We start from the raw sequence: 26,068 nt of genomic DNA on the forward strand, positions 1-26,068 counted from the left end.
TCAAATAAAAACGATATCTTTTGACCCCTTTTTTTGAATCCTGGCAAACGTTTCATCCGTACAAGCCAGCCAATGCCCTTCAGTAACTTCCCGAAGAACAGTTTCTTCTTCACTTTCCCATTTTTCAGCGGGATGCCGCTCGCGCATCTTTTCTTTGAAAGGGTCTGGTACAGGAATCGAAGATAATAAAGATTTCGTATAAGGGTGTAGCGGGTTGCTGTATAGCTCTTCGCTTTCAGCCACTTCTACAAGTTTCCCTTGGTACATGACCCCTACCCGGTCGCTCAAATATTTCACCATCGACAAGTCATGGGCAATGAAAAGGTAGGTCAAATTCTTTTCTTTTTGAAGCCGTTTCAGCAAATTGATGATCTGGGCCTGAATCGAAACATCAAGAGCGGAAATTGGCTCATCTGCTATGATGAATTCCGGATCTACCGCAAGAGCCCGTGCAATGCCGATTCGCTGCCTTTGCCCGCCTGAGAATTCATGCGGATAACGGCTGGCATGTTCTCGTGAAAGCCCGACGGTCTCAAGCAATTCGTGCACTTTTCTCGAACGCTCTTGCCGCGTTTTGCATAATCCGTGGATATCCATTCCTTCTGCGATAATGTCTTCGACCGTCCACCTTGGATTTAAAGAAGAATAAGGATCTTGGAAAATCATTTGAATTTCTTTGTTGAGGTTGAGCGAGTGTTTGTGGTGAATATTTTCCCCTTTAAAAAGAACTTCGCCTTCAGTTGCATCATATAACCGGCTTAAAGTCCGTCCAGTAGTGGATTTTCCACATCCGGACTCACCCACGAGGCCAAAGGTTTCACCTTTGTAAATCTCGAAAGTGACACCATCGACTGCTTTGATTAAACTGTTCCTTTTTCCTTTGAAATGCTGTTTCAGCCCTTTCACTTCCAACAAGCGTTCAGTCAGTTCTTTTTTGGGCCGTTTTTTCACGTTCGGCTGTATTTCCATACTTTTCTTTTTAGAGAACTCGGCTACCTTTTTCGCTGCCTTTTCATGCAACAGCCACGAAGCCGCGTAATGGGTATCGGTCAGTTTAAACATCGGCGGCTCGTGTATGAAATCTATTTTCAGAGCCTGGTCATTGCGTTCGGCAAAAGCATCGCCAGGAGGCGGCTGCAATAGATTCGGCGGAGCTCCGGGAATCGTTTTCAGTTCGTCTTGGCCGATATTCAAATCGGGCATCCCTGCCAGCAGGCCTTTCGTATAAGGATGCTGCGGATTATAGAAAATTTCTTCTGTTTTCCCGATTTCAATGATCCTCCCGGCATACATCACCGCCACGCGGTCTGCAATATTGGCAACCACCCCCAAATCATGCGTGATGAAAATAATCGAGGTCTCCGTTTTCCGCTGGATGTCCTTCAATAAATCCAATACTTGTACTTGAATCGTTACATCAAGGGCTGTCGTCGGCTCATCGGCAATCAGGATTTCGGGATTGCAGGCCAGTGCCATGGCAATCACTGCGCGCTGCTGCATGCCGCCTGAGAATTGGTGAGGGTATTGTTTGATCCGCTGCTCCGGATTTTTTATGCCGACCACCCTTAATAATTCAATAGCTGTTTTTTCGGCCTGCTTGCGCGGCACTTTTTGATGCGCAAGCAGCCCTTCTGAAATTTGTCTGCCAATTGTCATCGTAGGGTTCAATGAAGTCATCGGATCCTGGAAAATCACTGAAATCTCAGATCCCCTCAAATTCAATAATTCCTTATTGGAGAATTTAACAATATCTTTCCCTTTGTACAAAACGCTGCCTTTCGCTACTCTGCCCGAAGGTTTCGGGACAAGCCCCATCAGGCTTTTTGCCATCACTGATTTTCCGGAACCGGACTCGCCCACGATAGCCAGCGTTTCCCCTTTATGCAGCGCAAACGAAACGCCGCGGACCGCCTGTACTTCGCCTCTGTCTGTATCGAAAGAAATATGCAAATCATCCACTATTAAGATCTTCTCCATTTTGCCACCTCTATTTCTTCATTTTCGGATCCAGGGAATCACGGAGCCCATCACCGAGCAAATTAAAGCTGATCATGATCAAACTGATGATAATGGAAGAAAACATCAGCATATGCGGATAAATTTTCAGTAAATCGAATCCATCATTCACAATAGTGCCAAGAGACGCGATGGGCGGCTGCAGGCCTAAACCGATAAAACTAAGAAACGCTTCTGTGAAAATGGCACTCGGAATCGTGAACATTGTGGTGATGATAATCGGCCCAAGCGTATTGGGGATTAAATGGCCCCAAATCAGTCTTCTGTCTTTGGCGCCTAATGTCCTCGAAGCCAAAACGAATTCCAGCCCTTTCAGCTTCAGCACCTGCCCTCTGACAATCCGGGCCATGCTGACCCAGCCGGTAATGACCATCGCCAGCGTAATGGATAAAATGCCTGGACTTAAGACCAGTATCAATAAAATGACCACAATCAAATTCGGGACACCCATCAGCACTTCGATGATCCGCTGCATGACATTATCGATTCTGTCGCCGTAATAAGCGGAAATGCTGCCATAAGCGACGCCGATCAGCAAGTCCAATGCTGCTGCTAGAAAAGCGATGTACAGAGAAATTCTTGTCCCTTGCCAGATACGCGTCCATAAATCCCTGCCCAAGTCGTCCGTACCAAACCAGTAATAATCCGTCACTCCCTTGGTTTCATACTGATCGACCCCACGTATATCGACTCCGTTCATTCCAAGAAACGGGAGATGTTCCAAAACAGGAACTTTCGCTGGCAGATTCGCCCGGCTTAAATCCTGGTCATCAAATCCGTAAGGGTTCATCATTGGGCCGAATATAGCCAGCAAAATGATGAGGGCCACCAGAATCAGTCCGGCAACTGCCCCTTTGTTTTTGCGCAAACGCCGCCATGAATCTCCCCAATAGCTCGAAGCAGGACCGCTGCTTATTTTCTCTTCCCGAAACGCTTGCTCCGCTTGTTCAAACAATTCGTCTGTCAGTTCAACCTCATTTACTTTCATTTCGGCCACCTCCAGACAATCGGATTCTCGGATCGATGACGCCATACAATAAATCAACAATGAAAATAACGACAATAAACAAGAAACTGTAAAATAATGTGACACCCATAATAACTGGATAATCGTTTGTCAAAATCGATTTGACAAATTGCTCTCCCAGACCCGGCACGCTGAAGATCTGCTCCACGACTAATGTTCCTGTCATCAGCCCCACCGTAAGCGGCCCCAGGATGGTAATGATGGGAATCATGGCATTTCGGATGCCATGCCTTAAAATAACGAAAAGTTCCCGGATCCCCTTCGCTCTGGCTGTGGTGATATATTCATGGCCAAGCACATCGAGCATTTCGGTTCTCATAAAGCGGGCAATTGTCGCTACAACAAAAGCCGCCAGCGCAATCGTCGGCATAATGGAATATTCAAATCCTCCCCAAAAAGCTACGGGAAGCCATTGCAGTCGCACCCCCACCCAATACTGCAAAAGGCCCGCCAAGACAAAATTCGGGATCGATAAGCCGAGAACCGCCAGCACCATCGCCCCGTAATCAATGAACGTATTGTGCCTCAATGCGGCGATGATGCCTAAAAACAAACCCAGAATCGTGCCAAGAATGAGGGACTGCGCGCCCAGCACAGCTGACACTCCGATTCGTTCGCCGATAATGCTGGATACGGAACGGCCGTCAAATTGAAAAGAAACGCCAAAATCGCCTTTAGCCGTATTGGACAGGTACTTGAAATACTGGATAGATACCGGCTGATTCAAGCCATATCGTTCATTCATTACTTCTTTTTGGGTTTCCGTCAGCCGTTCATCGTTAAAAGGGGATCCCGGCAAGGTCTGCATCAGGAAAAATGTGAATGTCGCAATCACCAGAAAAGTAAAAGCCATGTAGCCGATTCGGCTGAGGATGTATTTTTTCATATCAAATCATCACCTTTACAGAAAGAAATGAGTGAATAAGCACGGAGCCGCAACTTCTCTATTCACCGCAGAAATTGGAGCCCTGTGCCAAGTAAAAATGATTGGTTACTTGTTGATGGTCGTCCATTGGTAAGAAGACGTTGAGTTTGCATGAGATGCAATGCCTTCTACATGAGGTTTGATGAGTTTTGCAGAACCCGCTTGGTACATAGGTGAAATCACAGCATCTTCCAACAATATGCGTTCTGCTTCTTGCAAGTCTGCAAACCGGGATTCGATATCCGAGAAGTCGGTCATGGCTTTTTCAACCAACTGGTCGTATTGATCGTTTTTATAGCTCTGCCAGTTGTAAGGCCCATCAGAAAGGAACACCGATAAGAATTCTACCGGGTCACTGACATCGTTTCTCCAGCCTGAATGGGATAAATCATAATCCTGCGCCGCTTCAAGTGCTAATTTTTGCTTGTTCGGCTGCTGGTTAATGGTGATTTTCAACCCCGACAAATTTTTCTCCAATTGGTTTTTCATGTATTCCGCCACCGCTTTCCGTTGGCCATCGTCATAGCTTAATAAGCCCAATGACAATTCGCTGCTGCTAATTTCCTGCAGTCCCTTTTCCCAAAGCTTTTGGGCTTCTTCCACTGTACCTTTGTTCAAATCCCCATTTTCGTCACGGAAGTCTTTTCCATCCGGTGATTCAAATCCACCCGGGAACAGCAGCCAGTAAGCTCCTTTCGAACCGTTTTTCAAAATGGATTCTGCCGCTTCTTCTTTATTCCATGCCATATCGATGGCTTTCCGGATATTGGCATTTTGCAATGCCGGATTTTTCTGGTTCATCCGCAAGAAATACATTTCCGATTTCAACGTTGTCGAAAATTCAGGCGAATCCTGATAAAGTTCCACAAATTCGGCAGATAAGTTCGCTGCATCGACCGTATCGGTTTCATACAAATTCACTTCGGTAGAAGTATCTTTAGCGACTTTGAAATTCACTTTATCCAGCTTGACGTTTTTCTCCCCCCAGTAATCCGGGTTTTTCTTCAGTACCCATTCCTGGTCATGATCCCACGACTCCAAAACAAAAGGCCCGTTAAAGATCAAGTTCTCGGGTTCCAAAGCATACTGATCTCCTTGGGAAGTGACAAACTCTTCGTTTTGAGGGAAAAATACCGGATTGGTCAACAACTCCGTGAAATAAGGGACACTGTTCTCCAATTCCACTTCCAGCGTAAATTGGTCGACTGCTTTTGCTCCCAGTTCATCCACTTTCCCGTAACTTGGACTTTCCGGATCCTGGATGGCTGCTGCTCCTTTTATCGGTCCCATCAGATAGGCATGAGGCGAAAACGTATCCGGATGCAGCGCTTTTTTCCAGGCATATATAAAATCATCAGCAGTGGTCGGTTCTCCATTGCTCCAAACTGCATTTTCTTTTAAATGAAAGGTGTATTTCTTGCCGTCTTCACTCATTTCATACTTATCCACCAGCGCTTCCACCACTTCATCGTTCTGATCCAGCTTAAATAGCCCGTCAAAGACATTCTGCATGATGGTCTGAGACAATCCGTCAATCGCTCCATTCGTCTTTAGCGTTGGAATCTCGCCGGCCACCGCCAAATGCAGCACTTGCTCTTCATCGGTTTCCGCCGACTTTTTGCCATCTGTCTCTGCTCCAGCGCTTTCTTCTTTCCCGCCGCCATAGCAGCCCGCTAAAAATACCGCGCTTACCAAAACCCATACCAACATCCAAGCCGCTTTGATTTTCATTTATTCTGCCTCCTTTGTTTACTTTTTGGATAAAGCTTCAAGTGTAAAAGAATTTGAACAGTCTTTAATTTTTCCGGGAATATGTCTAATTTATTTGAATTAGCGAATTTATAATGTCCAATCATTTAAATGTATCCGCTCCCCCTCTCCCCCTTGATTCTGCTTCTTTTTGTATGGCAGCCGCTGAATTCCCTTGCCTCCTTATTGGCTTTGTTGTATATATGAAGTGCAATATTCGTGCCAACAAATCGGCAGAAATCTAATCAAGCCCCATTAAATCGAAAAACCTAGATTCAAAGGATGCATTACATAAAAGCGGAAGAGCGGCCCCTCGGAAACTTTCTTCCGGAAGCAAAGCTGGCACAGTTCTTGCATCTTTATTAATAAAAACAAGTTGGAGGTTTTACAATGGAAAATATGTTTGAACAGCGGCGGACAGCGATAAAAAACCATCTGAAAGAAACCGGCTTGGATGCCGCGATGATTACTTCACCAGCTGGCGTCTTTTACTATTCCGGCTTTAACTCCAATCCGCACGAGCGATTTATGGGACTTATAGTTGGTGCGGATGCCACATTTTTATTCGTCCCATCGCTTGACAAAGAAGCGGCGCTGCAAGAAACCGATATAAAAAATGTCATTACTATTTCTGATGAGCAGTCCCCTTTTGAAGTGGTCCGCAGCCACCTGAGAGAATCAGTCGAAAAAATCGGTATTGAAGCGAAATCATTAAGCTACGAACGTTATTGTTCCTTGAAGAAGGAATTTCCCAAACTTGAAGTCCAGGATATCCAGCATTTTGTATCTTCCCAGCGGCTGAAAAAATCAGAGGCAGAAATCGATGAGATACGACAAGCGATTGAAATTATCGAGCAAGTAATGGAAGAAGGCATAAAACGAGTAAAAGTCGGAATCACGGAATCGGAGCTGGCGGGAGAATTGGAATTTCTGATGAGGAAATTCGGCGCAGAGGGACCTTCGTTCTCAACGATTGTGCTGTTCGGCGAACGAGCCGCTTTGCCTCATGGCAAACCGGGTGATCGGGTTTTACAGGAAGGCGATTATGTTTTGATCGATATGGGGGTCATTAAAAACGGCTATTGTTCAGACATCACAAGGACTTTTATCTGCGGTAGCCCATCAAGAGAGCAACAAACCATTTACGATATCGTCCTCGAGTCTAATCAGGCAGGCATAGCCGCTGTCAAACCGAAAACCGCTTTAAAAACAGTGGATGCACAAGCGAGAAATATTATCGCGGAACAAGGCTACGGCGATTATTTCAATAACCGGGTCGGGCATGGACTCGGCATCGAAGTCCACGAAGAACCTTCCGTCCATGGAAAAAATGAAGAGCTGATTTTACCTGGAATGGTATTCACCATCGAGCCGGGGATTTACATCCCAGGCAAAGGAGGCGTACGGATTGAGGACATTGTCTATATCAATCCCGAAAACAAAACAGAAATACTGACTACCTTCCCCCGCGAACTTTGCATCCTTTAACAGCAAGAGTTTGAGTAAAAGGATGGCAATAAAAAAGACAGAGAACTCAATGGTTCTCTATCTAAGCTTGTAGACAAGTCAACTAGAGATGAATAGGGAGCTATAATTCCAACCTGACCGGTCACTTTGCTTTCCATGAACTTGGCTCCAGCCCTCTCGTCACTGGGGAATCCGGTGCTCCTGTATCGCATTGCACTTGCATCGCTACGCTAGCTTTGATGCATAAAAAACCTCCGCTATGCTGCTTCCACAGGAGGACGTTGCAGCGGAAATTAAGGAGACGCCCTTAGAACGCGACTCCGTTGACTATAGCCCGCATCTTCTACGGGTCCAACCCGGATGCCAGGAGCCGGAGCGCAAGGCGGCGACTCCTGCGGGGGAGCGAAGTGCCGAAATCCACTCGGACGCGAGTCCGAGTTAGTTCGGCGCAAGCCCGCGGAAAGCGTCCGCCTGAAGCGGAGGGTCCGGGATGGCTCTTCCATGATGCAAATTCATGCGAGTGAAAAAAACATAATTCTTTTGTCTATAGTTTCAGACAGAAATTCAAAGATTTTCTGTCCTTCTTTTCTCCACTTTCTTTCTGGGGACATAAACAAACCAATATTGATAAAAAAGGATAATGGTTCCGCTTGTGGCAACAACAATGATTCCGAAAAGATTCCCTGAACTCCATTGCCATAATGAAAGAATTCCAAAGGCAGTGATGAACGAGAGCGATATTTTCACCAGTGGAGCAATATCTTTCCGGAATAAAAGAACGATTATTTTTTCAGTAACAGCCATTAAAAGATAGAAAAGAAAAATAGCTCCTGCCATCACGAACACGAATTCATAAAACTCCACCAGTAATCTCCTCCTTCAAAAACCAACTTAGTTCTATTGTATCTGATTTCCTAGCCCTTTTATCTTACTATTCTAAATATTAATACTTTTACTGATAAACAGTAAGAGCCACAGAAAAATCTGCGGCTCTTGCTGTTTGATTTTTTATTCAGCTGGGGATTGCTTAATATTCACGAGAACGCTTTTCACTTCCGTATAATTCGCCAAGCCGTACTCGCCGCCCATTTCCCGGCCAATGCCGGATTGTTTATAGCCGCCAAAAGGCATGGTCTCCAGCTCCAAACCAAAATCGTTGATCCAAACGGTGCCCGCCTGCAATTTGCCGGCAACGTAATGCCCGGTTTTAATGTTTTCAGTCCAGACGCTGGCCGCCAAACCGTATTCACTGTCGTTGGCCCGTTTGATCACTTCTTCTACAGTATCAAAGACGAACAGCGACATGACCGGACCAAAAATTTCTTCACGCGCAATCACCATATCGTCTTCAACATCCGCAAAAATGGTCGGCTGAACAAAATAGCCTTTGCCTTCCATTTTGCTGCCGCCGGCTACGAGGCGTGCACCTTCTGCTTTGCCTTTTTCGATATACTCTAAAACTGTCCGCTGCTGCTTGGATGAGACAAGTGGCCCCATGTCAGTATCAGGGTCCATGCCTGGCCCGACTTTCAATGCATTTGCCCGTTCAGCCAAAGCTTCCGTGACGCGGTCGTAATGTTTCCGGTGGACGAAAACGCGCGTGCAGGCACTGCAGTTCTGGCCATGGTTATACATTGTGCCATTAAAAGATCCTTCAATGGCTTCCTCAATATTGGCATCTTCCAAAATGATGCTCGGTGATTTCCCGCCCAGCTCCAGAGTGACGCCTTTTAGCTGCTCAGATGCTTTGCGCATGACGTCTTTTCCGACAGCCGTCGATCCCGTAAAGGCGATTTTGTCGATGCCTTTATGACCGACGATTGCATTGCCAGCAATTTTCCCTGCTCCCGGCACGACATTGACGACACCATCCGGGAATCCCGCTTCTTGAAATAACCGGGCTGCATATAAGAGAGACAGCGGCGTTTCACTCGCCGGTTTGATGACTACGGTGCAGCCTACTGCAAGGGCGGAACCCAGTTTCCAGGCAGCCATCGCAAGCGGAAAGTTCCAGGGAATGATCTGGCCGACAACGCCTACCGGCTCATGGACGGTGTAATTCAAATAATCTTTTGACACCGGGACGGTCTGCCCGACCATTTTCGTTGCCCAGCCGGAATAATACCGGAAATGCTGAATCGTGCCGTCAACGTCATCCGCCAAAGCCACCGCATAAGGCTTGCCGTTATCTAAAGATTCCAGCTGTGCCAGCTCTTCCCGATTTTCTTCAAGCAGATTGGCGAACTTGTAAATAAGATGTGCGCGTTCCGCTGAATCCATCTTGATCCATTCGCCTTCATCAAAGGCTTTTCTTGCTGCCGCAACAGCCAAGTCGATATCTTCTTCCTGAGCTTCGCTCACTTTGGCAATCACTTCTTCTGTAGCGGGATTGATGACGTCGAATGTTTTGCCGCTTTTTGCCTGTACATATTCACCGTCAACATAAAGTCCTTTAACACCATCCAGAAATTCTTTAACTTTCGGTTTCAGTTGGTATTCGATCGCTTCCATCATCATTCGCCTCCGGTTCTCAATTTTTAACGGTTTCTATGCTTTTCAGCAAATCTTTCAGCTTTGCGTCTTCTTCTTCTGATAAGCCAAGCCGTGGTCTGCGTGATGGTCCGCCGGCCAAACCTTGCAAGTCCATCGCCCGTTTGACGATTTGCACGTATTTTCCGGAGCCTTCAAGGAAGGTGCATAGCGGCAATAGACGGTCGTAGATTTCCCAAGCGGTTTCCAAGTCCCCTTTTCGGACATTGTCGTACAAGTCGATTGCCAGGCGAGGTGCAATATTGCCGGCCACCGAAATCCAGCCGGTTGCACCGGCCAGGAACGACTCCAGTGCCAAGTCATCCGCTCCGCAGAAAGTTTTGATCGACCCTTTTCCTTGTCGCGAAATGTCGCGCACATTGCGGATTTCTCCGCTCGATTCTTTAACATGTGTAATGTTTTCAATGTCCCGGCCGACTTTTAAAATGGTTTCTACACTAATATTCACACCTGAAGTAAAAGGATTATTGTAAATCATCACAGGCAGCTTCACCGATTCCGCCACTGCTTTGAAATGTTCATAAATTTCATCTTCTTTCGGATGGGCATAATACGAATTGATAAGAAGCGCCGCATCTGCTCCCGCCTTTTCTGCTTGCTGTGTAAACTCAATGGCATCAGCCGTTGTTTCTGCTGCAGTTCCGACAATCAAAGTGATGCGCCCTTTTATTTGTTCGACTGCCACTTCCACCGCTTTAAAGCGCTCTTCTTTTGACAGGCTGACAAATTCACCGGTGCTGCCATTGATGGCGATGCCAGTGACTCCTTCATTGATAAAATGTTCAATATTATTCTTGAACCCTTCCCAATCGATTTCTATCTCGTTGATCATTGGTGTTACCAGTACAGGGAATACCCCTTCAATTTTTGCCATGCTAAATTCCTCCTATAGGTTCGTATTTATCTCACTTTAACGGTCAGTATGATTGAGTTTCTCTTTATTTTTTGGATAATTCGAGTTCTCCTGGCAGCACGTCAGCCGTTTCTTCTGCCGAAGCTTGCTGCGGTTTTGTATACCAAATGAATTTATTCGTAAAGCCATAGATGATCGAAATGATCAGCACCAGGAAATTGAACCACAGGAACGGCAGATAGCTTAGTGTGGAAACACCAAGTGCCGCCGCCATAAAGACTCCTCCGTCAGACCAGGGAACCATTGGCGTCGTGACTGTCCCTCCGGCCTCCGTATTTCTCGACAGCACCCGTCGGTCGATATTCAGCCGGTCATAGTTTTCCCCGGTAATTTTGCTTGCTGTAATCAAAGAAACATACGCTCCGCCGAAAAGATTGCCGAGTATTCCAGCTAGAAGAGTAGAAACTGTCGTTTTCCCGGGATTGTTGGCCCATTTCGATAAATAATTCCCGAGAACCTTTAGCACACCTATGCGTTCCATCAAACCGCCGACGCCAAGAGCAAAGATGATCAATGCGATGACATCCAGCATGAACACAATGCCGCCACGATTCAATAGCTTATCGATAAACTCGACACCTGATTCAATTGAATTTCCGGCGTATAGAATATTAAACGCTTCGAGGAATGTCGCTCCCTGGAAAAAGAACGCCCACAAAGTACCGAGCAGTGCCCCGAATAAGATGACCGGAATCGATGGCATTTTAAACGCCAGCAAAAGGATGACGATGGCAGCAGGAATCAACATATACCAGCTGATCTGGAAATACTCTTTCAAAGAGGCCATCGTTGTCGTGGCGGCACTCATGTCTCCATTCCCGCCGTAGAAAAACCCGCTGACCAAAAACAGGATGCCTGCCAGCAGCCAGGCCGGTATGCTTACCGTCAGCATCGATTTGATATGTTCGATCAAATCGACTTTTGAAAGGGAAGCGGTCATTACCGTTGTATCCGATAGCGGCGATAATTTATCCCCGACATAACAGCCTGAAATGACCGCACCGGCGACGAGCGGCAGTGGAAAACCAAAACTTGCACCGATTGCCATCATGGCTATACCGGCTGTTCCGGCAGAACCGAACGAAGTACCAGTGGCAATGGATGTAACGGTACAGATGATAAAAGCGGCCAATAAAAAGATGTTCGGCTCAATGATGGACAACCCATAGTAAATGATCGATGGCACGATTCCCCCTGCAATCCAGGTGCCGATCAAAGCCCCCACGGACAGCAGCACAAGCACCGCTTCTAAGCCATCATTGATGCCATTCAAAATACCTTTTTGCATTTCCCTGTAGTTATAGCCGATTTTCAGACCGACTAGCATGATCAAAAACCAGGTTGTCAATAAGGCAAGGTGAATTGAAATTTTGAACTGGACGATGAACAGCACCATAATCAGCCCGAAGCCGATCAATACAAACAGTGTTTCAGCTAAAGTCGGCAATCTTTTATTCGTGTCCATGGTAAGCCCCCTTGTGTTTGTGGTGAACCAATCCTTTTCGCTGCCAATTAGGCAAGTAGAAATCCGTTCGGCAATGGATCGGACTGGTCAAAGATAAATTCATGCGATCCGGTGACAAATGCCTGTGTCTCTAAAGTAAAGTACTGTCCATCCCCTGTTGTCGTTTTGGCAGTCAGCGAACTGCCAAAGATGCTTTCGTTTTCAAGTTCGGTTTCCCCCAGAAAAGCAAGCAGCGCAAACGTCTCATCAATTCCTGGAGACCTTAAAATGTAGCCGTCTTTCTCAAAAGTGAGAGACCGGACTTTTCGTACAGATCCAGCCGGATTCTCTAAGACAATAATTCCTTCATAATCAATGCCTTGTTCCGTAAGACTTGCTGCTTTTTCCATTCCCCAACGGTTTAAAGCTGCTAAATGATCCAGTTCAATGCCAGGAATCGAAGGCGGCAAAGAAAACACCAGATAGTTTCTGCGGCCGTCAACAGCAATAGCGTTGGAGTCTGCATCCGATAAAGCTGCACTGCCTTGAATAGAGGCATTCATTACTTCCTGTCCCGCCAAGGTTGCCTGGACTCCGATGATCCCTTCTACTGTCTCAATCTGGTAATAATCATCTTGTGTCCTTTTCAAATTTCCCGTCTCGATCAATGCCGTTACTACCGCGATAATGCCTTCATACTTGAAATTCGGAACCCCTTGATGATTGAAAAACAACAAAGACAAATCACCGTTTTCGGAAGCTCCTGTAATGCAGCCATGCATGCCCCGGTGGCCGCGCGGTTCATTCAGCAATAAATTCTTTTCATTTTCGAAATTGCTTTTTAGCGCCTCATGGTTGGCATGGATGTCGGTGCTTTGAAAAACAATCGGCGACTGCAGCACAATCCGGAACGCTTCACCGGCTACATGGGTGTCGATGGTGTGGAACATTTTTTCGAAATTCATTTAGACACCTTCTTTCGCAAACTCATGGTCCATCGGCGGAATCAGCAAGAACCCTTCGCGCAACGGATCGTTTTCATTGTAGAAAAAGCGGTGCATGCCCATGATCCAGGCAGATCCTGTAACTTCCGTAATTACTGCACCCAATTGGCCAACTGCCGTTTCTTCAAGCACTTTGGCTTTGAACAAAGTGCCGACAATGCTTTCATGGACAAACAGTTCGTCTTTGGCAATTTCCCCGCTTTCATACAGCACGGCAAGTTTTGCTGATGTTCCTGTTCCGCAAGGCGAGCGGTCAATTCCCCCCGGCGGGACGATCACCGTGTTTTTGACCGTCGCTTCCGGATGCACCGGATCGGTATAGAATTCGATATGGGTCAAACCGCTGATAAACGGAAATTCCGGATGGACCACTTCGGTAGTGGCGTTGATGGCGTTCCGGATGTCGATCGCTTGGTCGATAATCCGGCTGGCATTCGACTCCACCAGTTCCAATCCCAATTGCCGTGCATCCATGATGCCGTAAAAATTTCCGCCATAAGCGATGTCGCACAGCACATTGCCGACACCTTCGATGGGGACTTCAATGGTCTTCAGCCGGAACGCCGGGACATTGGCAAAGGTCACTTCGACGGCTTTGCCGTCCGTCACTTTGATTTTCACTTCAATGAGGCCGGCCGGCGTATCCACTTTGATATGGGTAAAAGGTTCATGAACTTCAATCAGCCCGGCTTCCACCAATGCTGTACAAAAACCGATGGTATCGTGGCCGCACATCGGCAAATAGCCGCCTGTCTCCACATAAATGACACCGACATCGGCGTCGGGATGGCACGGATCGGTCATCATAGCACCGGACATTACGCCATGACCCCGGGGTTCATTCATCAAGAAGTTTCGGATCCAATCGTAATGCTGTTCCATATAAAGCATTTTCTCGGACATTGTCTTGCCTTTTAGCGGCGGCAGGCCGCTGAGCACCGTCCTCGTCGGATTTCCGCCTGTATGCGTATCGATTGTCGTGAATAAACGCTGATAATTCATCCCATGGCCACCCTTTCCTTAAAACGCGAGAGCTGCAGCGGCTCAACCGGAATACAGGTCTCTTTGTCGTTGATCATTTCTTCAATCAATTTTCCCGTTACTGCGGCGAGGCTGATGCCATCGCCTTCATGCCCTGCCGCAATGAAGTAGCCCGGCACATCCTCCACACGTGAAATGATCGGCAGATGGTCCTCAGTCCACGGGCGAAGTCCTGCGTAAGTCCGAATGATGGTCATATCGGCCATTTTCGGATAAAAGCGGACCGCCCGTTTTGCGATGTATTTGGTCACTTCGTAATCGACTTTGGTATCAAAGCCGCTGAATTGCCGGCTGCTGCCAATCAGGAAGTTCTGGCTTTCCGTCGGCTCAAAGACCAATGCCACGCCGTACTTTTCGGTCAATGGATCAACCGTGCGGCTGCCGCCGAACTTCGAAATCAAATAACCGAATTCCATCACTTTCCGAAGGCCGACCGGCTGCTGCCGGGAAGCGACAATCAACTGGCCTTTTCGCGGGATGATCGGGATATCGAGCCCCATCATCTCTCCGAGACGCGGCGCCCAGACTCCTCCGGCATTGACCACTTTATTGGCGGTGAAGGTGCCCTTGTCCGTGTCGATCGTAAACTGGCCAGTCGCCGCATTTCTCGATACATGCTTGACTTCTGTATTCGTATGGATTTTCGCCCCCATCTTTTCGGCGCTGCGGAACATCGAATACGTCAGCATATACGGATTGACCGTTGAATCGGTCTTGCATTCCAATCCGCCGAACAAATCATCGGCAAAGTATTTTGATTCATTGCGGAGGTCTTCCCGGTCGAGCATTTTAAAATCCAGCCCCGCGGCTTGCTGGCTTTTCACCCATTTGTCGGCAGCTTCCATTTCCGTGTCGTTTTCACAAACCAGAATGCTTCCGGGATTGCGGTATTCAAACGGCATTTCCAATTCTTTGCTCAGTTCATGGACGAGCTGCTGGCTTTTTAATGACATTTGGCTATCGAAGCCCGGATCTTTGTCAATGGCGAGAATATTTCCGTCGCATCTTGAAGAAGTTCCGCTAGCCAATTCTTTTTTTTCCAGAACGGTCAATTCCAATCCCGCTTTCGCTCCGTAATAAGCAATCGCCGCTCCGATGATGCCGCCGCCTATTACGACAACATCACGATGTTGAATAGCATCCATACCTTTCCCCCTTTTCCTTTGGCGACTTCACTAATAGTAACTATGCAAGTTCTGTGCCAATTCATAAAAGCACAGAACTTTGCGATTCTCCTTGAATAAAGTACTGCCATGTGTAAAAATCGTTATACAATTCAAAATTTTTATACATACCAAGGGGTGTTTAATATTGAATAAAAACAAAGACATATTGGAAAAACTTCTGGAAACGGATTTTATATTGCTGAATACGCCTGAGCACCCGGATAAGCTACATGCTTTATTGAAAAAGAAGCCTGGCATTAAAATATTCACCGGACAAGGAAATAACTGGCATTGCATGGAGCCCCACCCGAGAAACCTGTCTTTTACATCCGCTTTGTGCGCTACGGCTTCATTGGACGACGGTTTAGAAATCGTACTGGAGAAAGTCAACAGCTGCCCATACACCTTGATCCGAAACCATGAAATGCAAATTGCCGGTTATTTGACGCCTGCTCTGTTTTCGAAAAATTTATTGAATGAATACGAACAGTCACAGGCTTATTTGGAAACCATTTTAGATACCATCGACGAATCCTGTACGACCATTTCCGCTGATAAAAAAGTGCGGTATTGGACTAAAGGGGCTGAGAAGATTTTCTCCGTCAAAAAAGAAGAGATCATCGGCAAACCGATTTCTGATTTCTTCCGCGAAGACCATTTGGAAATTCTGAAAACCTTAAAAGACGGGTCTTCGGTCCACCGCCGGCAGCACCAGGCGCGAAATGATCTGGTGGTGCTGATCAACTCGAATCCCGTGCATTTTAAAGGGAAGATCATCGGTGCCGTCGTTTCAGAAACCGACATCACGAGCCAAATCCACTTGAATAATGAACTGTCCAAGACATCGGAACAGTTGTTCAATCTGGAAAACCAAATGAGAAAAACGTCTTCCGCCGCCAATTCATTCATTTCCATCCGCGGCAATAGCCCGGCATTAAAGAAAACGATGAAAATCGTCGAAAAAGCTTCAGCTACCAATGCCAGCGTGCTGATTTACGGCGAAAGCGGCGTCGGCAAGGAACTATTCGCAAAAGCCATCCATAATTTAAGGGAATCTGATAAGTCCCCTTTTGTTGCAATCAACTGCGGTGCCATACCGCATGGGCTGTTTGAAAGTGAAATCTTCGGTTATGAAAAAGGGGCGTTTTCCGGCGCTGATCAAAAAGGGAAAAAAGGGAAAGTTGAAATGGCGAAAGGCGGCACGTTATTCTTGGATGAAATCGCTGAAATGCCGCTCGAGATGCAAGTGAAAATTCTGCGCCTGCTCCAGGAAAAGAAATTCTATCCAGTCGGCGGAACAAAAGAACTGGAAATCGATTTCCGGGTCGTGGCGGCAACGAACCGGGATTTGAAAGAACTTGTCCAGGAAGGGAAATTCCGCGAAGACCTGTACTACCGGCTGAATGTCGTCAATTTCATAATTCCGCCGCTCCGGGAACGGCCGGAAGATATCATTGAACTGACCCATTATTTCCTGTATGAAATTTCAACGAAATACAAACGCCCGATCCATGGAATTTCGCAGGCCGTCATGCAAGCTCTGCTCCAGCATTCGTGGCCCGGGAACATCCGGGAACTGAAAAACACCATTGAGCGGCTGGTGGTTTTTTCCGATAACGGAGAAGTGCAGCTTGACGACCTGCCTTCAGAAATTGACTGGGTGCAGCACACCGGCCAGGCACAGGCATCCCCCGAAAGGCCAAGGACAATGCCAAAAGCAGGGCTGCCGCTAAGCGAGCAAATGCAGGAAATAGAAAAAGAAATCCTTTTGAGGGCCCTTGATGAAGCCGGCGGCAACAAGCAGCTATGCGCCAAGAATCTGGAAATCACCCGTGCTACTTTATACAACCGGCTAAATAAATTAGGGATTGAAGTCTAAAATCAATTTTTGGCTCGAATCTTGCATGATATTAAAGTGTAAGTTTTAAAAAGCGAGCATGGGGTGAGAAAATTGATGGAAAACGACATGATCATTTGCAGATGCGAAGAAGTCACTTATGGAAAATTAACTGAAACGGCAAAAAGCTTCAATTGTACATCGCGGGAACTGAAACTGCGGACCCGGGCAGGCATGGGCTATTGCGGCGGCCGCACCTGCCGCCAGATGATCGACAGTATTGCACTTGCTACCACTGAAAGAGATGCCACACAAATCACATTAAAGTACCAGCCGCCGGTCCGGCCGCTGAGCTTCGGGCAGTTAGGAGATGTTGAACAATGACCAAAAGAATCATTCATCATCCGGTGCTCGACAAAGTCGATGACACAGACACGGTTTCTTTTACTTTTAATCATCTGGCGTACACGGCTTTAAACGGGGAATCGCTCGCTGCCGCTTTATTGGCAAACGGCATCCGGAAGCTGCGTGTCAATGAGGAAACCGGCACTCCGCGGGGAATTTACTGCAATATCGGCCATTGTTTCGAATGCCGGGTGACAGTCGACGGCCAGCAAGGCGTCAGGGCTTGCTTGACTCCTGTCTGTGACGGCATGGCGGTGCTGGGCGGGGAAAAACTGCTCGCTTCGGTGAGAGACTGGAGGCCTGACAATGACTAAAGTTGTGATTATTGGAGCCGGCCCTGCCGGCTTATCGGCAGCCATCACCTTGGCGGAACAAGGAGTAAACGTTCTGGTAATTGATGAATACATGAAAGCAGGCGGAAGGTTGCTGGGACAGCTTTACGAAGAACCGGACGGCACATGGTGGAACGGCATAAAAGAGTCCCAAAAGCTGCACAGCCGGGCGCAGCAGCTTGGCATCGACGTCCGTTTGAATACAGCCGTTTCGAATATCGAAAAACGCGGGCATTCCTGGAGCGTCTACACCGATCAGGGCATCGAAGAAGCGAGCCATTTGCTGGTTGCGACCGGAGCCGCTGAATTGCCGCTGCCGATTCCGGGCTGGACCTTGCCGGGCGTCATGTCGGTCGGCGCTGCACAAGTGATGACCAACGTCCACCGGGTCCAACCGGGCGACCGCGGAGTCATCATTGGCGTCAACGTCCTGTCTTCCGCCATTGCGATGGAATTGAAGCTGGCAGAAATTGATGTCGCCTGCATCACCTTGCCGAAAAAGAACGTGGTGACCAAAGAATCGGCCCATCCGCTTGATGTGATGAATTCACTGTTGCATGTTTCACATATGGCCCCTTCCGCACTTGTAAAATTCGGCAGCAAACTGATGAAAAACGATTTCCTGAAAAAAATAGGGATTTCCTTTTATCCGAAAAGCGGTGTGAAAATGTGGGACATCCCGATCATGCTGAGAAAAGCGGTCATTGAAATTTATGGAGATGAAACCGTAGAAGGTGTGACCATCGCGTCAATCCGTCCGAACGGCGATGTGATTCCGGGAACGGAAGAAAAAATCAGTGCCGACTTTGTCTGCATCGCCGGTGGATTGTATCCACTTGCCGAACTGGTGGCTTTGACAGGATGTCCGTTCCATTTCATCGAGGAACTGGGCGGTTATGTCCCGCTCCATAACGAACGCATGGAAACCCCGCTTGACCGCCTTTATGTAGCGGGCAATATCACAGGCATTGAAGGCGCTAAAGTCGCCATGAGCCAAGGCGTTGTTGCGGGCTTGTCGATACTTGATGACATCGGGGGATATGCAGTGGAAGAACTCATTCCCGAGGCAATCCAGCAGATAGAAGCAACAAGAGACGGAGCTCATATCCAATTCCATCCGGAAGTCAAAAAAGGCAAAAAGAAACTGCAGCATTACTGGGAAGAACATGCTAGAAAAACAGAACCCGCCATCTCCAAATAAACCAAAAAACAGCTGCATTCCACTCAAGTGGGAAAGCAGCTGTTTTCTATTTTCTGCAGTTCGGGAAACCCTCAAATCATTGCGTTGATGCATCTTTACTGATTGCAGTTTCTTTTTGCTCCAATAAAAATCCTTGCGGCAAGGTGTCTCTCGGATCTAAAAAGAATTGATGGATACCGGTCAAAAAGGCTTGCCCCGTGACTTTCGGGACAACCGCTTCGTAGGCGCCCACTTCCCCAACCGACAGCACCTCCCCCGTAAAACGTCCCCCTGTAATGCTTTCATGGACAAAACTGCCGTTTTCGGCCAATGTGCCATTTGCATACAGCGTAGCGAGCCTTGCACAAGTACCGGTTCCGCAAGGGGAACGGTCCACTTGTTCGTCAGCAAAAATCGTCACATTGCGCAAATCCGCCTCCGGAGACACCGGATCGTCTGAGAAAATCACGCCATAAATCCCGTGAAGCCCTTTTTCCAGCGGATGGACAATATCCATTTCACTTTCGATATGGGCCTTGATTTTCGTTCCCCATTTCTGGATGGCAGGCAAATCGTTATTATTGACGGACAAGCCCAGATTTTTGCTGTCGACCACCGCGTAAAAAGCACCGCCAAAAGCGATATCCACGGTAAACTTCCGCCCTTCCAGTTCAATCGGCAAATCTTTTTTCAAGACAAACGACGGGACATTTTCAAATGATACAGACTCTACGACAGAACCCTGGCATTTCGCATAAGCCACTACTTCACCTGCCGGGCTGTCGATGATGAACTTCTGGTTTTCCTTTGTAACTTTAAAACGGCCGGTTTCAATGCCCATGGTGATCACACCAACAATGCCATGCCCGCACATCGTGCTCCAGCCTTCGTTATGCAAAAACAGTACACCGAAATCGGCATGCGGGCTTGCCGGCGGCGTGATAATGCAGCCGTACATGCCGTGATGTCCGCGCGGCTCCAGCATCAGCACTTTGCGGAGGTCGTCCAGATGCTCCATGCAATAAGACCGCCGTTCGAGTTGGGTTGCCCCTTTAATTTCCGGCAGCCCTCCCGTGATAATCCGCAGCGGTTCACCTGCTACATGAACGTCCACAGTCGAAAACACTTTATCAATAATCAATTCCCCATCCCCTTTCTTCCACTTCCCTATATTTCCAAAATTCTACTCCATCATAGAGTAAGAAGAATATTCCGTCAATTAATCCAGGGTAGTGATAGCTTTGAATCCATGGAATCTCAGACGAAAATAATCGAAAGAGCAGCTGGGCTCATTACAATTCCCAACTGCTTTAATCCAGGTATACAAACATATGCAAATCACTGCTTCTTCCGCTCTTCAATCCCTTTTATCAATTTCTCCTGCAAGGTCAGATACTGGAGAATCTCGTCTTCATTCAATACATCAAAAAGCTCCATGAAAACATCTTTGCCGATTTCCTGGGCTTCAGCTAGGGCTTTTTTGCCTTCAGCTGTTATTTTCAATTGAATCGTCCGCCGATCATTTTTATCGTATAACCGTTCAGCCAAACCGAGCTTAACCAGTTTATCGGCAATGCTGGTCATGGCTCCTTTTGTATAGCCGGTGGTTTTAGCCAGTTCCGCCTGTTTTTGAGGACCTTTTGTCTGCAATTCGGCCAGCACCAGGATTGGCGAAATGCCGATTGGGTATTTGAACGCTTTTGTAAAGCGCATGATGTTGCTGTTATTCATCTGCTCAACCATTTGAATCAGCTTGAAAATCGTTGTTTGTTTCAAAAAAATCCTCCTCAAAAATACAGCTATTAGCGGAGCATGATGGAACCGCCATCGACCATTAAAGTTTGTCCGGTAATATACTGTGAGTCTTCAGAAGCCAGGAAAACGGCAACACGGCCGATGTCTTGCTGTAAATCCCCGAAACGCCCCAATGGAATTTTATTCTTTACGGCCTCATAGTACTCCGGCTGCGCTTTTGCCCAAGCCTGTACCCCCGGTGAATTGGCGATTGGGCTAATGAGATTGACATTTATTCCGAAACGCCCCCATTCGTTCGCAGCAACGCGTGATATGCCGCGGATTGCTTCTTTTGCTGCTGCATAAGCGCCTTGTGTTTCATGTCCAGCAAGACCTGCCCCGGAAGCAAAGTTGATGACGTTCCCTTTAGTTTCTTTCAAGTACGGCAATGCCGCCTGCATCAAATAGAATGTGGGATAAAAACCGGTGCCAAATGACAAATCCAAATCCGCTTGGGTGGTCTCTTCAATCGTTACTTGTCTTGAAGCATGCGCATTATTGACCAGTACATCCAATTTGCCGTATTTCGATACGACAGTTTCAACAATTCCGCCCAACTTTTCACGGTTCATTAAATCCGCTTTCAAAAACATTGATTTCGGCGAATGGACTTGCAGCTCTTTTTCCATTGCCGTTCCGGTTTCTTCATTGAAATCAACAATTGCGACAATCGCCCCTTCTTTCACCATTTCTTTTGCCATGCCACTGCCAATGCCCCCGGCTCCTCCGGTTATGATGACAACTTTATCCTGCATTTTCCCCATTCAAAACATCCCCTTTATAGTTAGTTGGAATTTAGTTTAACACTAAACCATTTAGCGATAAACTAAATTAAAAAATAAAAATTTTTCTGATCCACAAAAAAGCTGTTGGGATGCTTGAAATATCCCAACAGCTTTTTCAATCCATATATTTCTTGCAGATAATTTAATGAGTCAACCTTCTGCCTCTCACTGTCCGGATCCAGAACCCGCCGTGGATCGTCTTCGAGTCATTGGCGACCACAAATGCCTGCGGTTCCAGTTCTTTGATCGTCTGGTACAATTTCAATTCGCGTTTTTTCGGCGTCAGGATTTGCAGCGAACGGCGCGGTCCTTCGTGCCCGTTCGTCTCCCAATCCGTCACACCGTAGCCAAGTTCCCGCAATTGCTTCGACAAGCGGTCTGAGTTTTCCGGAGACACCACCGTTGCAGTGACATAGCCAAGCGTCAGTTTGTCTTCAATGACGGAACCGACGACAACACCTGCCCCGAAGCCGACTGCATAAGAAATCAAGTTCTGGATCTCGGAAATGTTTTCGAGCACCAAGCCCAAGCCCAGAATATTGATGATGACTTCTATCACCGATAAGCCGGCCGCTAAGTACCGGTAGCCTTTCATCATCAAAATCATCCGGACAGTCGACAGCGTCACATAAACGATGCTAATCAAGAAAATAATGATGACCAATGCAATAGGATTTAAGCCCAAATAGAAACCCTTCTTCCTAATAGTTTATATTTTCCATTTTTATTTTTTCACTACGGTTCTTTTCCCCGTCAAAATGAAACTAAACATGTCAGATTTTTATTTACAATTATCAATAAAAAATCCGCCTGAGTGACAGGCGGAAAGAGTAAAAGATTTCGGAAAACCTTTATTCACTTTTTAGTGAAAACGACTTTATTTAAACCAGCAATTTCAATCCGGTCTCCGTTCTGAAGCGTTTGGGTAACACTGGTCACGTAATAGGGTTGCTTTTTAGCCGATAAGATTTCATTGACCAATAAATGATAGCCCCTGAAAATGATCAAATTGCCTGATCCGCTTGGAGTGGTGATTTGGTACCTGCCTGCATTGATATCCTTGCCTACCGTCCAATGGCCAGCATGCAGAGTATTCAATTTCACATTGGTAACTTTTGTGAATTGGACGCTATCGAGTCCCATGATTTCAATTTTATCGCCTGCTTTGATGTCGGTCGTCACCATTTGGACTCCCCATCCATCATTCGTGCTGGTGAGGATTTCATTGACGAATCGATCGGTTCCCATCCCGATGATCAAATTGCCGCTGCCGGAATTGGTGGTAATTCTATAACGGCCAGCCGGCAAATGCGTACCGCCTTTCCAGGTTCCTGCCGATAGGCTTTTCACGTAAGGCACTGTAACAGTCGCACCAATGGATTTGCCGTTTGCAGTAGTCACTGTGATTTTAGCAGTTCCTGCTCCAACCGCCTTCACTGTCCCTTTACTATCCACTGTCGCGACTTTTGCATTTGACGATTTCCATTTTACTGACTTGTTCGTGGTATTGCTTGGACTAACCGTCGCCTTTAATGTATGCGTTTTTCCGGCTGCCAAAGTGAAAGATGTTTTGTCCAACTTAACTGATTTTGCAGCAATCGGAGGCACCACTGTAACTTTTGCGGTTGCTGATTTCCCTCCACTGACCGAAGCCGTGATTGTGGCTGTGCCTGCACCTTTACCGATAACTTTCCCTTTGCTGTCCACGATGGCAATTTTTGTGTTGGACGATTTCCAAGCCACCGTTTTAGGCGTGCTGTCTGCCGGTGCAACAGCTGCAGTTAACGTTGCTGCTTGTCCAGCAATTACCGATAAACTGGTTTTATTCATTTTTACGGTTTTAGCAGAAACGTTTACTGTTAAAATTTTGTATACTTCTGTATTGTCTTTTGCTGTAGCTGTAATGACAGAGCTGCCGCTTGCCAGCCCTTTGATATTGCCCATCGCATCAACAGAGGCAACTTTCGGATTCGAACTTTCCCAGATGATTGTCTTATCAGCCGCGTTTGCCGGCTCGACAGTCGCCGTCACTTTATATGTCTGGTTATTGGCGATGGGCAAGGAAGACTTGTTCAACTTTAAACTGGCCGGTACAACTTGCGCCACTGCATCGGTGCTGCTTCCCTCTGTTGCATCAGCCGAAGCCGGTGAAGCACTGTCAATCAACAAAAAGCCTGTAAAAACCAGCAGCATGATGAACTTCAATATCATATTCTTGTTCACTTTTTTCCCTCCTCTTTCTTCTCCTTGTTAATTCTATGGATAATCAAACAAAAAATGGTTTCCCTTTTCTTTATTATAGTTATTAGTACTTAATATAAACGAGTATAAATACCTATGTTTTATAAAAAACAATAAAAAACCTATCCGGTGAAATCAAATGATTTCACCGGATAGGTTTGGCAAAATTTTAATGGGCAACTGAAATTATACCGTCTGATTCCGTTTTGGATGCGGCTGCGTGATATCCACCGCATAAACTTTAATCCGGTTGACCATCAAATCGCGTATCCCGTAAATCGGCCGTTCCCGTTTCTGAATGTCATCTATATAAGCATTCAGCTGGTCCTGCAAATAGACACCGATCGGTTTGCCTTTGTATTCTTCCCCTAAGCTTTCACTGTTAGCTGGGCTGCGGAATGAGGTTTCAAAATATAGGTTCGATACCTCAAGCGCCTTTAAGGTTTCGCCTTCTGTATGTACGCCTACCACTTCGTAATAATTGCCGTACTCATCTCTTACCAAATCGGTTGCTTTGATATTTTGCATACTCAAATTGACCATCTCCTTTCATTGACTTCTTCGGCACATATCGAATGAATCCTTCTTTTAGTACATTACCTATTTCACCAGGCTACAAAACCTAATCCCATAATAAGATTTTAGAAAACTAAAATGGATGTAAAATTCCCCATCTTCTTCCTCCTATACATAAGTGTAAAATTCCTCTTCCTATAACACCTTGCTTAAAAATAGTTTTGTCCGCTCATGCTGCGGCCGCTCGAACAATTCCTTCGGTACATTCTCTTCCACGATATAGCCGCCGTCCATGAAAAGTACACGGTCCCCCACTTCCCGGGCAAAGCCCATTTCATGGGTCACGACGACCATTGTCATGCCTTCTATGGCAAGCTGTTTCATGACTTCCAGCACTTCACCGACCATTTCAGGATCCAGTGCCGACGTTGGTTCATCGAACAGCATGATTTTCGGTTCCAGTGCCAGTGCCCGTGCAATCGCTACGCGCTGCTTTTGGCCGCCAGACAACGAATCCGGATAAGCATTCGCTTTTTCCACCAGCCCTACTTTTTTCAGCAGCGCCAATGCTTTTTCTTTCGCCGTTTTTTCACCCACCTTTTTCACTTTGATTGGAGACATCGTGATGTTTTCCAATACCGTCTTATGTGGAAACAAATTAAATTGCTGGAACACCATGCCGACATCGGTCCGGATTTTATTGATATTGGTCTTTTTATCGGTGATGTCGACGCCTTCGATATAGACGTGCCCCCTGGTGATCGTTTCCAGCAAATTGATGCAGCGCAGAAATGTAGACTTGCCGGATCCCGACGGTCCGATGACCACAACCACTTCCTGTGGCTGGATTGCCACGCTAATGTCTTTCAGCACTTCGTTTTCCCCGAATGTTTTCTTTAAATTCTCGACTCGAATCATTCTGTAGCCAACCTCTTTTCTACATGGTCTAGAAGATAGCTCAACGTCAGCGTCAAAATCAGGTAAATGAGGGCCGCTGTCAAATAAGGCTCCCAGATTTTATAATACTGGCCTTGGAAAGCCCGGCCCCAGTACATCAGTTCCGGAACCGTGATAACGGCGAGCAGCGAAGAATCTTTTAGCAGCACGATAAACTCGTTGCCGAGCGGCGGAATCATCCGCTTGAACGCCTGCGGCAAAATGACATAGCGCATTGCCTGGATATGTGTCTGGCCAAGCGAGCGTGCCGCTTCCATCTGCCCTCTGTCAATCGACTGGATGCCGGCCCGGAAAATCTCCGCTATATAAGCGGAAGCATTCAAGGTCAATGCCACAACTCCCGCGACAATGGCATTGGTCTGCCCCAGGAAAAATGGAATCAAGCCAAAATGAATCAACAGGATTTGGACAAATAAAGGCGTGCCTCTAAAGAACGTAATAAACAAATTAAAGGGCAGTGCTAGAAGCTTGTTCTTCAGCATTTTCCCGACTCCGATCAGCAAGCCGAGAACGGTTCCAAGCAAAATGCCAAGTATAGAGATCCCAATCGTGTATAGGGCTCCTTCCAGGAAAAAAGGAAAATACTCCACAATCAAATCAATACGAAAATCCATAGATTGCCCTCACTTTCTGTATTCAGCTGTTACGGATAAGCAAGGGAGTTTGCATCCTCCTATGCTTAAATTTTCATTGGACAAAAATTGCGTAACACTAGTCAC

The 26,068-nt window shown here is 46.8% G+C and carries 24 protein-coding genes; 5 read left to right on the top strand and 19 right to left on the bottom strand.

What is annotated here, in order from left to right:
* From AC3AQ9_RS07965 to AC3AQ9_RS07980, 4 genes are all read right to left on the bottom strand, one after another.
* Window positions 1–1,977 (bottom strand): ABC transporter ATP-binding protein, encoded by a 1,977-nt coding sequence (locus AC3AQ9_RS07965; protein ID WP_488306935.1) that lies wholly within the window; start codon window positions 1,975–1,977, stop codon window positions 1–3.
* A 10-nt stretch (window positions 1,978–1,987) separates the two neighbouring features.
* Window positions 1,988–3,004, bottom strand: a complete 1,017-nt coding sequence (gene opp3C, locus AC3AQ9_RS07970; RefSeq protein ID WP_488306936.1) for an oligopeptide ABC transporter permease — start codon at window positions 3,002–3,004, stop codon at window positions 1,988–1,990.
* On the bottom strand, window positions 2,991–3,929 hold the full coding sequence (opp3b, locus tag AC3AQ9_RS07975; protein WP_488306937.1) for an oligopeptide ABC transporter permease: 939 nt from the start codon (window positions 3,927–3,929) through the stop codon (window positions 2,991–2,993). The genes opp3C and opp3b overlap by 14 nt, the downstream gene beginning before the upstream one ends.
* 105 nt (window positions 3,930–4,034) lie before the next feature.
* The gene (locus AC3AQ9_RS07980; RefSeq protein WP_488306938.1) at window positions 4,035–5,699 is read right to left on the bottom strand and encodes a peptide ABC transporter substrate-binding protein; all 1,665 of its coding nucleotides are present in this window, start codon (window positions 5,697–5,699) and stop codon (window positions 4,035–4,037) included.
* Window positions 5,700–6,107: 408 nt separating this feature from the next.
* Between AC3AQ9_RS07980 and AC3AQ9_RS07985 the strand changes: the two genes are divergently transcribed.
* Window positions 6,108–7,205 carry a M24 family metallopeptidase gene (locus AC3AQ9_RS07985; RefSeq protein WP_488306939.1) on the top strand — a complete coding sequence of 366 codons (1,098 nt, stop codon included), beginning with the start codon at window positions 6,108–6,110 and terminating at the stop codon, window positions 7,203–7,205.
* A 543-nt stretch (window positions 7,206–7,748) separates the two neighbouring features.
* Here the strand turns inward: AC3AQ9_RS07985 and AC3AQ9_RS07990 are convergent.
* The 7 genes from AC3AQ9_RS07990 to AC3AQ9_RS08020 all read right to left on the bottom strand — a co-directional run bounded on the left by AC3AQ9_RS07990 (window position 7,749) and on the right by AC3AQ9_RS08020 (window position 15,281).
* Window positions 7,749–8,048: a hypothetical protein gene (locus AC3AQ9_RS07990; RefSeq protein WP_488306940.1), complete on the bottom strand. Its 300-nt coding sequence runs from the start codon at window positions 8,046–8,048 to the stop codon at window positions 7,749–7,751.
* A 144-nt stretch (window positions 8,049–8,192) separates the two neighbouring features.
* Window positions 8,193–9,695, bottom strand: a complete 1,503-nt coding sequence (locus tag AC3AQ9_RS07995) for an aldehyde dehydrogenase family protein (protein ID WP_488307565.1) — start codon at window positions 9,693–9,695, stop codon at window positions 8,193–8,195.
* 19 nt (window positions 9,696–9,714) lie between these two features.
* Window positions 9,715–10,608, bottom strand: a complete 894-nt coding sequence (gene dapA / locus AC3AQ9_RS08000) for a 4-hydroxy-tetrahydrodipicolinate synthase (RefSeq protein ID WP_488306941.1) — start codon at window positions 10,606–10,608, stop codon at window positions 9,715–9,717.
* 64 nt (window positions 10,609–10,672) lie between these two features.
* Window positions 10,673–12,112 carry a Na+/H+ antiporter NhaC gene (gene nhaC, locus AC3AQ9_RS08005; RefSeq protein ID WP_488306942.1) on the bottom strand — a complete coding sequence of 480 codons (1,440 nt, stop codon included), beginning with the start codon at window positions 12,110–12,112 and terminating at the stop codon, window positions 10,673–10,675.
* Between the two features lie 47 nt (window positions 12,113–12,159).
* A complete protein-coding gene (locus tag AC3AQ9_RS08010; protein WP_488306943.1) occupies window positions 12,160–13,056 on the bottom strand; it encodes a proline racemase family protein in 897 nt (298 codons plus the stop codon).
* Complete coding sequence (locus AC3AQ9_RS08015) at window positions 13,057–14,097, bottom strand: proline racemase family protein (protein WP_488306944.1); 1,041 nt, start codon at window positions 14,095–14,097, stop codon at window positions 13,057–13,059.
* Window positions 14,094–15,281 (bottom strand): NAD(P)/FAD-dependent oxidoreductase, encoded by a 1,188-nt coding sequence (locus AC3AQ9_RS08020; protein ID WP_488306945.1) that lies wholly within the window; start codon window positions 15,279–15,281, stop codon window positions 14,094–14,096. Before AC3AQ9_RS08020 ends, AC3AQ9_RS08015 begins: the two co-directional genes overlap by 4 nt.
* A 166-nt stretch (window positions 15,282–15,447) precedes the next feature.
* Between AC3AQ9_RS08020 and AC3AQ9_RS08025 the strand changes: the two genes are divergently transcribed.
* From AC3AQ9_RS08025 to AC3AQ9_RS08040, 4 genes are all read left to right on the top strand, one after another.
* A complete protein-coding gene (locus AC3AQ9_RS08025; RefSeq protein ID WP_488306946.1) occupies window positions 15,448–17,181 on the top strand; it encodes a sigma-54 interaction domain-containing protein in 1,734 nt (577 codons plus the stop codon).
* A 75-nt stretch (window positions 17,182–17,256) separates the two neighbouring features.
* A complete protein-coding gene (locus AC3AQ9_RS08030) occupies window positions 17,257–17,523 on the top strand; it encodes a (2Fe-2S)-binding protein (protein ID WP_488306947.1) in 267 nt (88 codons plus the stop codon).
* A complete protein-coding gene (locus AC3AQ9_RS08035; protein WP_488306948.1) occupies window positions 17,520–17,858 on the top strand; it encodes a (2Fe-2S)-binding protein in 339 nt (112 codons plus the stop codon). The genes AC3AQ9_RS08030 and AC3AQ9_RS08035 overlap by 4 nt, the downstream gene beginning before the upstream one ends.
* Window positions 17,851–19,077: an NAD(P)/FAD-dependent oxidoreductase gene (locus tag AC3AQ9_RS08040; RefSeq protein ID WP_488306949.1), complete on the top strand. Its 1,227-nt coding sequence runs from the start codon at window positions 17,851–17,853 to the stop codon at window positions 19,075–19,077. The genes AC3AQ9_RS08035 and AC3AQ9_RS08040 overlap by 8 nt, the downstream gene beginning before the upstream one ends.
* 76 nt (window positions 19,078–19,153) lie before the next feature.
* Here the strand turns inward: AC3AQ9_RS08040 and AC3AQ9_RS08045 are convergent, their stop codons facing one another.
* From AC3AQ9_RS08045 to AC3AQ9_RS08080, 8 genes are all read right to left on the bottom strand, one after another.
* A complete protein-coding gene (locus AC3AQ9_RS08045) occupies window positions 19,154–20,197 on the bottom strand; it encodes a proline racemase family protein (RefSeq protein WP_488306950.1) in 1,044 nt (347 codons plus the stop codon).
* Between the two features lie 197 nt (window positions 20,198–20,394).
* Window positions 20,395–20,832, bottom strand: a complete 438-nt coding sequence (locus tag AC3AQ9_RS08050) for a MarR family winged helix-turn-helix transcriptional regulator (RefSeq protein WP_488306951.1) — start codon at window positions 20,830–20,832, stop codon at window positions 20,395–20,397.
* 26 nt (window positions 20,833–20,858) lie between these two features.
* Window positions 20,859–21,614 carry an SDR family NAD(P)-dependent oxidoreductase gene (locus tag AC3AQ9_RS08055; protein WP_488306952.1) on the bottom strand — a complete coding sequence of 252 codons (756 nt, stop codon included), beginning with the start codon at window positions 21,612–21,614 and terminating at the stop codon, window positions 20,859–20,861.
* Between the two features lie 163 nt (window positions 21,615–21,777).
* Window positions 21,778–22,320 carry a DUF2179 domain-containing protein gene (locus AC3AQ9_RS08060; protein ID WP_488306953.1) on the bottom strand — a complete coding sequence of 181 codons (543 nt, stop codon included), beginning with the start codon at window positions 22,318–22,320 and terminating at the stop codon, window positions 21,778–21,780.
* A 170-nt stretch (window positions 22,321–22,490) separates the two neighbouring features.
* A complete protein-coding gene (locus AC3AQ9_RS08065) occupies window positions 22,491–23,858 on the bottom strand; it encodes an Ig-like domain-containing protein (RefSeq protein WP_488306954.1) in 1,368 nt (455 codons plus the stop codon).
* Window positions 23,859–24,062: 204 nt separating this feature from the next.
* Entirely contained in the window at window positions 24,063–24,410 is a 348-nt protein-coding gene (locus AC3AQ9_RS08070) for a hypothetical protein (protein WP_488306955.1), read from the bottom strand.
* Window positions 24,411–24,587: 177 nt separating this feature from the next.
* Complete coding sequence (locus tag AC3AQ9_RS08075) at window positions 24,588–25,310, bottom strand: amino acid ABC transporter ATP-binding protein (protein WP_488306956.1); 723 nt, start codon at window positions 25,308–25,310, stop codon at window positions 24,588–24,590.
* Window positions 25,307–25,963, bottom strand: coding sequence for an amino acid ABC transporter permease (locus AC3AQ9_RS08080; RefSeq protein WP_488306957.1), 657 nt, complete (start codon window positions 25,961–25,963; stop codon window positions 25,307–25,309). The genes AC3AQ9_RS08075 and AC3AQ9_RS08080 overlap by 4 nt, the downstream gene beginning before the upstream one ends.
* Window positions 25,964–26,068: the final 105 nt, after the last annotated feature.

This window comes from Planococcus sp. VCh962, from assembly GCF_057748275.1.

Coding starts and splice junctions, on each gene's coding strand:
- AC3AQ9_RS08055 (WP_488306952.1), bottom strand. CDS start 21,614: ATGGGGAAAATGCAGGATAAAGTTGTCATCATAACCGGAGGAGCCGGG.
- AC3AQ9_RS07995 (WP_488307565.1), bottom strand. CDS start 9,695: ATGGAAGCGATCGAATACCAACTGAAACCGAAAGTTAAAGAATTTCTG.
- AC3AQ9_RS08080 (WP_488306957.1), bottom strand. CDS start 25,963: ATGGATTTTCGTATTGATTTGATTGTGGAGTATTTTCCTTTTTTCCTG.
- AC3AQ9_RS07965 (WP_488306935.1), bottom strand. CDS start 1,977: ATGGAGAAGATCTTAATAGTGGATGATTTGCATATTTCTTTCGATACA.
- opp3b (WP_488306937.1), bottom strand. CDS start 3,929: ATGAAAAAATACATCCTCAGCCGAATCGGCTACATGGCTTTTACTTTT.
- AC3AQ9_RS08020 (WP_488306945.1), bottom strand. CDS start 15,281: ATGGATGCTATTCAACATCGTGATGTTGTCGTAATAGGCGGCGGCATC.
- AC3AQ9_RS08030 (WP_488306947.1), top strand. CDS start 17,257: ATGGAAAACGACATGATCATTTGCAGATGCGAAGAAGTCACTTATGGA.
- AC3AQ9_RS08015 (WP_488306944.1), bottom strand. CDS start 14,097: ATGAATTATCAGCGTTTATTCACGACAATCGATACGCATACAGGCGGA.
- dapA (WP_488306941.1), bottom strand. CDS start 10,608: ATGGCAAAAATTGAAGGGGTATTCCCTGTACTGGTAACACCAATGATC.
- AC3AQ9_RS08035 (WP_488306948.1), top strand. CDS start 17,520: ATGACCAAAAGAATCATTCATCATCCGGTGCTCGACAAAGTCGATGAC.
- AC3AQ9_RS08075 (WP_488306956.1), bottom strand. CDS start 25,310: ATGATTCGAGTCGAGAATTTAAAGAAAACATTCGGGGAAAACGAAGTG.
- AC3AQ9_RS07985 (WP_488306939.1), top strand. CDS start 6,108: ATGGAAAATATGTTTGAACAGCGGCGGACAGCGATAAAAAACCATCTG.
- opp3C (WP_488306936.1), bottom strand. CDS start 3,004: ATGAAAGTAAATGAGGTTGAACTGACAGACGAATTGTTTGAACAAGCG.
- nhaC (WP_488306942.1), bottom strand. CDS start 12,112: ATGGACACGAATAAAAGATTGCCGACTTTAGCTGAAACACTGTTTGTA.
- AC3AQ9_RS07980 (WP_488306938.1), bottom strand. CDS start 5,699: ATGAAAATCAAAGCGGCTTGGATGTTGGTATGGGTTTTGGTAAGCGCG.
- AC3AQ9_RS08010 (WP_488306943.1), bottom strand. CDS start 13,056: ATGAATTTCGAAAAAATGTTCCACACCATCGACACCCATGTAGCCGGT.
- AC3AQ9_RS08040 (WP_488306949.1), top strand. CDS start 17,851: ATGACTAAAGTTGTGATTATTGGAGCCGGCCCTGCCGGCTTATCGGCA.